Source organism: Actinomadura sp. NEAU-AAG7, from assembly GCF_018603865.1.
GTDB lineage: Bacteria > Actinomycetota > Actinomycetes > Streptosporangiales > Streptosporangiaceae > Spirillospora > Spirillospora litoris.
Window position 1 is genome coordinate 869,378 of the sequence record NZ_JAHFZY010000004.1, and the last position, 9,822, is coordinate 879,199.

Annotated in this window: 9 protein-coding genes; 7 read left to right on the top strand and 2 right to left on the bottom strand. The window is 73.3% G+C overall.

The window, feature by feature from the left end:
- The first annotated feature begins 25 nt into the window (after nt 1-25).
- On the top strand, nt 26-847 hold the full coding sequence (locus KLI87_RS22685) for an SAM-dependent methyltransferase (protein ID WP_156215874.1): 822 nt from the start codon (nt 26-28) through the stop codon (nt 845-847).
- 101 nt (nt 848-948) lie between these two features.
- Complete coding sequence (locus KLI87_RS22690; protein ID WP_156215875.1) at nt 949-1,473, top strand: pyridoxamine 5'-phosphate oxidase family protein; 525 nt, start codon at nt 949-951, stop codon at nt 1,471-1,473.
- Nucleotides 1,474-1,486: 13 nt separating this feature from the next.
- Here the strand turns inward: KLI87_RS22690 and KLI87_RS22695 are convergent, their stop codons facing one another.
- Both KLI87_RS22695 and KLI87_RS22700 read right to left on the bottom strand, forming a co-directional pair.
- On the bottom strand, nt 1,487-2,623 hold the full coding sequence (locus KLI87_RS22695; protein WP_214618564.1) for a 2Fe-2S iron-sulfur cluster-binding protein: 1,137 nt from the start codon (nt 2,621-2,623) through the stop codon (nt 1,487-1,489).
- A gap of 17 nt (nt 2,624-2,640) precedes the next feature.
- Entirely contained in the window at nt 2,641-4,122 is a 1,482-nt protein-coding gene (locus KLI87_RS22700) for an NAD(P)/FAD-dependent oxidoreductase (protein ID WP_214618565.1), read from the bottom strand.
- A gap of 203 nt (nt 4,123-4,325) precedes the next feature.
- Here KLI87_RS22700 and fabG point away from each other — a divergent pair, with 203 nt between their 5' ends.
- The 5 genes from fabG to KLI87_RS22725 all read left to right on the top strand — a co-directional run.
- Nucleotides 4,326-5,081 (top strand): 3-oxoacyl-ACP reductase FabG, encoded by a 756-nt coding sequence (gene fabG, locus KLI87_RS22705; RefSeq protein WP_214618566.1) that lies wholly within the window; start codon nt 4,326-4,328, stop codon nt 5,079-5,081.
- Between the two features lie 14 nt (nt 5,082-5,095).
- A complete protein-coding gene (locus KLI87_RS22710; RefSeq protein ID WP_156215879.1) occupies nt 5,096-5,347 on the top strand; it encodes an acyl carrier protein in 252 nt (83 codons plus the stop codon).
- A 4-nt stretch (nt 5,348-5,351) separates the two neighbouring features.
- Nucleotides 5,352-6,548 carry a beta-ketoacyl synthase gene (locus KLI87_RS22715; RefSeq protein WP_156215880.1) on the top strand — a complete coding sequence of 399 codons (1,197 nt, stop codon included), beginning with the start codon at nt 5,352-5,354 and terminating at the stop codon, nt 6,546-6,548.
- Nucleotides 6,545-7,561 (top strand): beta-ketoacyl synthase N-terminal-like domain-containing protein, encoded by a 1,017-nt coding sequence (locus KLI87_RS22720; protein ID WP_214618567.1) that lies wholly within the window; start codon nt 6,545-6,547, stop codon nt 7,559-7,561. Before KLI87_RS22715 ends, KLI87_RS22720 begins: the two co-directional genes overlap by 4 nt.
- Before the next feature lie 226 nt (nt 7,562-7,787).
- A partial coding sequence (locus tag KLI87_RS22725; protein WP_214618568.1) for a condensation domain-containing protein occupies nt 7,788-9,822 on the top strand: 2,035 nt, incomplete at its 3' end.

The following is a 9,822-nucleotide window of genomic DNA, read 5'->3' on the forward strand; positions in this document are numbered from 1 at the left end:
TGCGCCCGAAAGGTCACGATGCGTGATGAGCAACGAGGAGTTCTTCGCCGCCGCCGAACGAGAACTGATGGCGGAAATCGACACCAGCGTCCCCCATTCGGCACGAATCTGGAACTACTGGCTCGGCGGCAGCGACAATTTCGCGGTCGACCAGGAGGCGGGTGAGGAGTACGCCCGCACATTCCCCGCGATCACCGTGCTCGCGCGGCTGTCGCGGGAGTTCCTCGGCCGCGCCGTCCGGTACCTGGCGGCCGAGCGCGGCGTCCGCCAGTTCCTCGACATCGGCACCGGCCTGCCGACCGAGGAGAACACGCACCAGGTGGCGCAGCGCGCCGCGCCGGAGAGCAGGATCGTCTACGTCGACAACGACCCGCTCGTCCTCGTCCACGCGCGGGCGCTGCTGACGAGCAGGCCGGAGGGCGCCACGCACTACATCGACGCCGACCTGCACGACCCGGCGGGCATCATCGAGCGCGCGCGGGCCTACCTGGACTTCGACGAGCCGATCGCGCTGATGCTGATGGGCATCCTCGGGCACGTGGCCGACGACGGGGAGGCGCTGTCGATCGCGCGGCGGCTGCTGGCGGCGCTGCCGTCCGGGAGCTACCTCGTCCTGTACGACGGCACCGCCACCGACCAGGCGTTCATCGAGGCCCAGCAGGGCTACGACGACACCGGCGCGGTCCCCTACCGGCTGCGCCACCCGGACACGGTGGCGGCCTTCTTCGCGGGCCTCGACCTGGTGGAGCCCGGCGTGGTGCCGCTGCCGCTGTGGCGGCCCGACCCGAGCCCGCTGGACCCGCCCGGCTCGGCCGACGCCTACTGCGGCGTCGCGCGGAAGCCCTGACCGCGAGGACCGATCGCACCGGCTCCGCTCCGGCGCCGATGAGTTTCCGGTCGGAGGATGGTCCATTCCCTGTGAACGGCGACACGACCGGAGGCGATCACATGGGCGTCAGCGAGCCCGTCGAGACCACCAACCTCGACCGTTACGGCAACGAGCCGCTGCCCTGGAGCAGGGCGCACGAGCGGCTGAAGGTCGACCTGTCCAAGATCAGCACGGCGGCGTTCCTGTCGACGACCAGGCCGGACGGCCGTCCGCACGCCGCCGGGATCGGAGCGCTCTGGCTGGACGAGGACCTCTACTTCACCAGCGGGCCCGGCACCCGCAAGTCGCGCAACCTGGCCGCGAACCCGGCCTGCGTGTACTCGGTGCGGCTGGAGGGCCTCGACCTGGTCGTCGAGGGCGAGGCCGCGCGGGTCACCGACGGCGCGACGCTGGAGCGGGCCGCGGCGTCCTACGACCAGGACGGCTGGCCCGCGCGGGTCGACGGCGACGCGCTGACCGCGCCGTTCAGCGCGCCCAGCGCGGGCCCGCCGCCCTGGTACCTGTACCGGATCGGGATCCACACCGCCGTCGGCGTCGCGACCGTCGAGCCCTACGGCGCGACCCGGTGGCGCTTCCGCGACTGAGCCGGCGGTCCGCCTAGAGGTCCAGTTCGACGTCGGTGAGCGGGTAGGCGACGCAGCTGTGGACGTGGCCGGAGGCGTGGTCGGCCATCCGGAGCCGCGCCTCCTCGGCGCTGTGCACCTCGCCCTTCAGCACGCGGACCCGGCACAGGCTGCACTCGCCCGACCGGCACGCCGACTCGGGGCGGACGCCGTTGTCCTCCAGCGCGTCCAGGAGGGGGCGCCCGCGCGGGGTCCGGAAGGCGGTGCCGCGGACGGTGACCGTCACCTCCTCCTCCGGCGGGAGGTCCCGCGGCCAGTGCGGCTGGTCCTGCGGGCGGGCGGGCGCGCCGTTGGCCTCGAAGCGGGTCCGGCGGCGCGGGTGGCGCAGCCGGGTGAGCTGCTGGAGGGCGTGCGGGTAGAGGGCCTGCGGGCCGCAGACGTAGACCATGCGACCGCCGAGGGGCCCGGCGAGCGCGGCGATGGCCGCCGAGTCGATCAGGCCGGTGCGCCCGGTCCAGCCCGGGGCCGGGTCCTGGACGACATGGTCGACGCGGATGTTGCGGTGCGCCCCGGTGACGGCGGCCAGCTCGGCCGCGAAGATCACGTCGTCGGACGAGCGGGACCCGTAGATCAGGTGCAGCCGCCGCGCGAGCCCCTGCCCGGTGATGTCGCGGATCATGCTCATGGCGGGCGCGACGCCCGACCCCCCGGCGAGGAACACGACGTCCTCGCCGTGGAAGAGCGGGTTGTGGTGGAACGTGCCCATCGGGCCGGTGCTGGTGAGCGTGTCGCCGACCTTGAGCGTGTCGAGGAGCAGGTTGCTGATCCGGCCGCCGGGCACGCGCCGGACGGTCAGGTCGTAGCGGTCGAGCGTCCCCGGCCCGGAGGAGATCGCGAAGGGGCGGGTGGTGCCGTCCGCGAACAGCGTGACGTACTGGCCCGCGAGGAAGGGCGGCAGGTCGCCGCCGTCCGGCCGCCGCATGCGGAAGGTCTTGGTCGTCGGCGTCTCGACGACGATCTCCGCGACGGCGAGCGCGAGGCGCCTCGGGTGGAAGGCGTCGATCCGGCGGCGGGTCTGGCCCGCGTGGTCGCGCCGGTCCGGCGGGCGCGCGTCGATCTCGGCTCTGACCTGGTCGTATCCGTCGTACAGCTCGGCGGTGGGACGCGTCATCGGTGCTCCATCGATCCTCAGGCGGCGCGTGCGTGCAGGAGCCGGAGGGCGAGCCGCGCCCCGGCCTCCAGGGTCGGCTGGAAGCCGCCGACGCCGGTCCAGGCCCCGGCCGTGTGGAGGCCGGGCACGTGCGTCCGGCTCGCGTCGCGGAACAGCGGGCCCTCGGTGGCGTCCTGGTCGTAGCCGTAGATGGCGCCGCCCGGGTGCCCGAGGTAGCGGGTGAGGGTGAGCGGCGTCGCGACGTCCACCTCCTCGATGGCGTCGCGGATGCCGGGCGTCACCGACTCGGCGAGGTCGAGCACGGTCTCGGCGTAGGCGAACTTGGCGCGGGCGTAGTCGGCGGGCCGCACCGCGTCCCACGCGTCGGCGTACTGGAGCGTGAGCAGGCTGACGTGGCTCGCCCCGGACGGCGCGAAGCCGATCGGGTGGACGTCGTAGGCGGTGGCGCAGATCCCGCGCGCGCCCTCCAGCGTGCGCATCGACGCGAACGTGCGGTCGTCGTCGGTGTCGGCGGCGAGGAAGCTCGTCGCGGCGGTGAAGCCGAGTTCGCGCGGCGTCGCGTCCAGGCCCATGTGCAGGACGAACGCCGACACCCCGACGCGGCGGCTGCCGAGGTCGCGGCGCGCGGCGGCGGGGACGTCGGCGGGGTCGAGCATCGCGTAGGTGAGGGGGAGGGAGGCGTTGGAGACGATGTCGGTCGCGGTCGCCTCCGCCCCGTCGTCGGTCCGGACGCCGACCGCGCGCCCGCCCTCGGTGAGGACGCGCTCGACCGTCGTGTTGAAGCGGACCTCGCCGCCCGCGTCCAGGAACGCGCCGAGGATCGCCGAGGACAGGGCCTGCGAGCCGCCGCGGATGTGCCACGGCTTGAACCCGATGTACATGACGAGGATCTGCGCGAGGTCCTGGAAGGTGACCCGCGACGGCGGCTGCCCCAGGTAGTGCCAGTACGCGCCGAGGGCGGACCTGATCCGCTCGTCGTCGAAGTGCTCGTCCAGGACGTCCTTGAAGGGGCGCAGGCCCTGCCGGAACACCTCCGGCTTGATCCTGCGCGCGGGACGTCCGCGCAGCACGGCGTTGTACCCGGCGACGACCTCCTTCAGCAGCCGGAAGAACCGCTCGACCCGGGCGCGGTTGCCGGGGAACGCCTCCTCCAGCGCGTCGGCGGCGCCGTCCCAGCTCGCGGGCAGCGTCACGTCGTAGCGGCCGGGGACGGCGGCGCGGTAGAGGTCGTCCTCGCGGACGAGTTCGAGCCGGTCGGCGATGCCGAGCTGGTGGAACAGCCCGCGCAGCGAGAACGCCTGCCCCTCCTCGCCGACGCCCGAGAGCTGGTGCAGCGCGACCTCGAACTCGAACCGGCCGCGCCGGAACGACGTCGCGCACCCGCCGGGGACGTTGTGCCGCTCGACCAGCAGGGTGCGGGCCCCCGCCCGCTGGAGGGTCGCCGCGGCGGTGAGCCCGGCGTTGCCCGCCCCGATGACGATCGCGTCGTAGTCGACCACGGTTCCGCCTCCCCTTCGCCCCGAGGAAGCGGGACGGCAGGGCCCGAGCGTAAGGCGGCGGTCTATCAAGGAACTGGGAGGAATCGTATAGGAGCGCCATAGCGGACACTGCGAGGCTCCGGGCCAGTGATTGAACCGGGAGGGGCCGCATCAGATCGGGGCCGCGACATCCGGGCCGCATCAGATCCGGGAGGGTCCGCAACATGGCAAGTGCATCCGCCGACGGCGCGCCGTGCGCGCTGGTCACCGGCGGCTCGCGGGGTATCGGGCGGGCCATCGCGGTGCAGCTCGCGCGCGACGGGTTCGACGTCGGCTTCTGCTACCGCAGCGACGTCGGCGCGGCGGCCGACACCGCCGCCGAGATCGAGGCGCTGGGACGCCGCGTCCACCACCAGGCCGTGGACGTCGCGGGCTTCGAGGCCGTCCAGGAGTTCGTCGCGGCGGCCGAGGAGAAGCTCGGGCCGGTGACGGCGGCGGTCTCCTGCGCGGGGATCACGCGGGACAAGTCGCTCGCGCTCATGCCCCCCGAGGACTGGTCCGCCGTGCTGCGCACCAACCTCGACGGGTCCTTCAACCTCGCCCGCGCCGTGATGTTCGGCATGATCAAGCGGCGGGCCGGGACGCTGGTCCTGGTCTCGTCGGTGTCGGGGATCATCGGCAACGCCGGGCAGGCCAACTACGCCGCGTCCAAGGCGGGGATGCTCGGGCTCGGCGCGTCCCTCGCCCTGGAGGTCGCCGGACGCGGCGTCCGGGTCAACACCGTCGCGCCCGGGCTCATCGAGTCCGACATGGTCGCCGCGATGCCGGCGAAGGCCCGCGCCAAGTTCGAGGCCGACATCCCGATGGGCCGGTTCGGCGTCCCGCGGGACGTCGCCGACGCCGTCTCCTTCCTCGTCTCCGACCGCGCCGCCTACATCACCGGCACCGTCCTGCGGGTCGACGGCGGACTCGCGCACTGATCTAGGAGAAACGCATGCAGAACACCGTGGCCGATCGCATGGCCGAGATCCGCGACCTCACCGCCGACATCCTCAGCGCGGAGCCGGAGGAGGTCGAGTCCGCCCACTCCTTCATCGAGGAGCTGGACGCCGACTCGCTGGTGGCCATCGAGCTGCTGACCCAGCTCGAACGCAAGTACGGCCTGGAGATCCCGCAGGAGTCGGTGCAGCGGATGACCAACCTCAAGACCACCTACGAGGTGGTCGCCGAGATCGCCGGCTGGTGATCCGATGAGGCGGGTGGTCATCACCGGCATGGGCCCGGTGTCCAACATCGGCATCGGCCTGCCCGACTTCACCGAGGCGCTGCGCCTCGGCAAGAGCGGCACGGGCCCGATCCGCGGCTTCGACCCGACCGGGTTCCCGCACACCCTCGCGGGGGAGGTGCCGGACTTCCGGCCGGAGGACCTGCTCACGCGGATCGACCCGGCGGAGTGGGGACGCTCGTCGCAGTTCGCCGCCGCGGCCGCCCGCCTCGCCGTCGCCGACGCGGGCGTCGACCCGGCGGACGCGCGGACCGCGATCGCGGTGGGCACGACCAACGGCGAACTCGCGCCGCTGGTCGACATGATCGAGGAGTGGCACACCGGCGCGCCGGGCCCGCCCGACCCGCGCGCCGCCGCGCAGATCCCCGGGTCGCGGCTCGGCCTCGCGGTCGCGCACGAGCTGGGCGCGACCGGCGAGACCACCGTCCTCGGGACGGCGTGCTCGGCGGGCAACTACGCGCTCGGCTACGTCTACGACCTGATCGGCATGGGCGAGGCCGACCTCGGTGTCGCGGGCGGCGCCGACTCGGTCACCCGCTTCACCCACGCCGGTTTCCACCGGCTCGGCGCGGTCGCCGAGGAGGCGTGCCGCCCCTTCGACCGCGACCGGGACGGGATGCTCACCGCCGAGGGCGGCGTCGCGCTCGTCCTGGAGCCGCTGGAGGCCGCCCGCGAACGCGGCGCGACGATCTACGCGGAGGTCCTCGGGTACGGGATGACCTGCGACGCCATCCACCCGACCGCGCCCGACGCCGACAGCATCGCCCGCTGCACGCGGATCGCGCACCGGCGTTCGGGCGTGCGGCCCGAGCAGGTCGACTACATCTGCGCGCACGGCACCGGCACCCGCACCAACGACGTCGTGGAGAGCACCGCGATGCGCGCGGTGTTCGGCGACTCCCCGCCGCCGACCAGCTCGATCAAGTCGATGATGGGGCACACGATGGGCGCCGCCAGCGGGTTCGGCGCGATCGCCAGCGCGCTCAGCATCGCCGAGGGCTTCCTGCCCCCGACGATCAACCACCGCGCGCTGGACCCGGAGATCCCCGGGATCGACCCGGTGCCGAACCAGAGCCGTCCCGCGACCGTCCGGGTAGCGCAGAACAACGGGTTCGCCTTCGGCGGCAACAACGCGATCGTCCTGCTCGGGAGCGTGGAGTGAACGACATCGTGATCACCGGGGTCGGCGCGCTGCGGCCGGGCGGCGCGGTGGCCGTACCCGCCGAGGGCCGGGCCGGCGGCAAGATCGACTGGGCGCCGCCCGCCGGGCCCGCGTGCCTGGTGGACTTCGACGCCAAGGCCGAGCTCGGACGCAAGGCCGTCCGGTTCAACCACCGCTCGACCGTCCTCGCGATGGGCGCGTTCGAGCGGGCGCTCGCCGACGCGGGCCTCACCGTCACCGACGACAACCGCGACCTGATCGGCATCACGGTCGGCACGACGCTCGGCAGCGTCGCGGGCGTCGCCGAGTTCGGCGTCGACTCCTTCGACCGGGAGCGTCCCTATGTGGTGGACGCGGCGCGCTTCCCCAGCGCGGCCCTGAACTGCGCCGCCGCGGCGCTCGCCATCCGCGCGGGGCTGCGCGGCGTCAACGCGACCGTCGCCGGGGGACCGCTCTCGGCGGTCGGCGCGCTGCGCCACGCCCAGGTGATGATCCGCGCGCGGCACGCGCAGGGCGTCGTCGCGGGCTCGTCGGAGGAGTTCAGCGCGCCGGACGCCTGGTGGGGACGCACCCACCGCGCGACCGGCACGCCCGGTGAGGGCGCGGCGATGTTCGTGCTGGAGGACGCCGAGGCCGCGGCCGCCGCCGGGCGGCGGGTGCGGGGTCGCCTCGCGGGGACCGTGGTCCGCGCCGTCGGGTCCGTGGACGCCGACTCCGTCTCCCGGGTCGTGCGGGAGGCGCTGGAGCTGTCCGGGGTCGCGGCCGCCGACATCGCCACGGCCGCCGTGCGGGCGACCGGGGTGGGCGAGGTCGACGACGCGCAGACGGCGGGCCTGGCCTCGGTGCTCGACGTCGAACCGCGCTTCGACGAGGACGCGATCGGCGACTGCTACAGCGCGCACAGCGCCCTCCAGTTGGCGGACGTGCTGGAGCGGAACCCGGGGGAGGCGGCCCTCGTGCTCGCCGCCGACCCGGACGGCGCGCTCGGCGCCGCGGTCGTCACCGCCGCCTGACCGGCGGTCGACGGTTCGCCCGGCGTTCGATTCGGCGATTTCCCATAACCGAATTGATCGCCGGGCGATCTGGCATGCCCGCTTTCGGGCGGCGGCCCAATGATGCTCGCGTATAGATGGCGAAGAGAAACGGCTGGCAACGTGATCGTGTGCCCGGGGGGACGCCTGCCGCGGACCCGGCCGGGCGCGGCGGTACTCGGCAGCGACGCGGAGAGGCGAAGTGCGCATGTCTGACGTGGGGGACGGCCGGCTCGACGCCCTGGACGCGCAGGTCGGCGTCTGGGTGGCGGCGCGGCTCGCTCCGGACAGCCCCGCCTACAACTGCGGCGGCTACGCACGGCTCGACCAGGCGGTCGACGTCGCGCTGCTGGAGGAGACGACCCGCCGGATGATCGGCGAGTCCGAGGCGCTGCGCGTGGTGTTCGAGGAGCGCGACGGCGTCATCGCGCAGACGGTCGGGCCCGTCCCGCCGAACCCGCTGGAGCGCGTGGACCTCTCGTCCGCCGCCGACCCTTTCGGCGCTGCCCTGAGCTATATGCGGGCCGATCTCGTCGAGCCCGCCGTGCCGGGCCGCGACGTTCTATATCGGCACGTCCTGTTCGATCTCGGCGGCGAATACGTGCTCTATTTCCGCTGCCACCACATCGTCCTGGACGGCTACTCGCAGGCCCTGCACTTCCGTAGGTTCGCGCGCGTCTACACATCGCTGCTGGAGGGGCGCGAGCCGCGCCCGACCCGGTTCCGCCCGCTCGCCGAGGTGGTCGCGGACGAGGCCGCCTACCGCGGCACCGAGGAATGGCGCGCCGACCGGGACCACTGGCTGCGGACCTTCGCCGACCAGCCCGAGCCGGTCAGCCTCGCGGGCCGCACGGCGCCGCCGTCGCCGGTGCCGGTCCGCCTGTCGGCCGACGTCCGCCCCGCCGCGCTCGCGCCTTCGCTCGGGCTCGTCCAGGGCGTCCTGAACGGCTGGTCGGTGCTGCTGATCGCGGCCACCGCCGTCTATATGCGGCGGATGACCGGCAAGGACGACATCGTCCTCGGCCTTCCCGTCACCGGCCGGACCAGCACCACCGCCCGGTTCACCCCCGGCATGCTCGCCAACGACCTCCCGCTCCGGCTGACCGTGACCCCGTCGATGACCTACCGGGACGTCGTCGCCCAGGCGTCCGCGCGGGTGGTCGAGGCCCTCCGGCACCAGCGGTACCGCGCCGAGGACCTGACCCGCGAACTCGGCCGCTCCGGCGGCGAGGGCGGCCTGTTCGGCACCACGGTCAACGCGATGTCGTTCCTCAGCCGCCTGCACCTCGGCGACGTCCCGCTCGACATGGTGTTCCTCGCCTCGGGCCCGGTCGCGGACCTGTCGATCGTCGCGTCCGGCGACCCGGACGGCGCCAGCGGCGTCCGCCTCGACCTTGAGGCCAACCCGGCGCTCTACAGCCCGTCCGAGGTCGCCGCGCACGCCGAGCGTCTCGTCCGGGTGCTGGAGGCGATGGCGCAGGAGCCGGACATGCCGGTGGGGCGCGTCGACGTCCTGGGCGCGGCCGAGCGCGAGCGGGTTGTGTCGGCCTGGAACGCGACGGCTTTGGATGTTGCGCCCGGTTCGGTGCCGTCTTTGTTGGCCGGTCGTGGTGAGGGTGTGGCGTTGGTGTGCGATGGCGTGGAGCTGTCGTATGCGGAGTTGAACGCGCGGGTGGACGCCCTGGCTCGCGTCCTGGTGGGTCGGGGTGTGGGTGCTGGCGACCTGGTGGCGGTGGCGTTGCCGCGTTCGGTGGAGTTGGTCGTCGGGTTGTTGGCGGTGATGCGGTCGGGTGCGGCGTTCGTTCCGCTCGACACCTCGTATCCGGCGGACCGGATCGCGTTCATGATCGAGGACGCTTCTCCGGCCCTGGCCCTGGTGGACGACTCGACCCGCGACGCGGTCCCGGGTGTTCCGCATCTACTGGTCGGTGAGATTCCGGAGACCGACGACGTCGCACTCCCGGAGATCAACGCCGCACAGCCCGCCTACGTGATCTTCACGTCGGGTTCGACGGGTCGCCCTAAGGGTGTGGTGATTCCGCATGGGGCGTTGACGAACTTCCTTTCCTCGATGCAGGAGCGCTTCTCGCTGGCGGCAGACGATCGCCTCCTGGCGGTGACGACGGTCGGGTTCGACATCGCGGGCTTGGAGTTGTTCCTGCCGCTGGTCACGGGTGCGGGTGTGGTGTTGGCGACCGGCGACCAGGCTGCTGACCCTGGTGAGTTGGTGGAGTTGGTCGCCC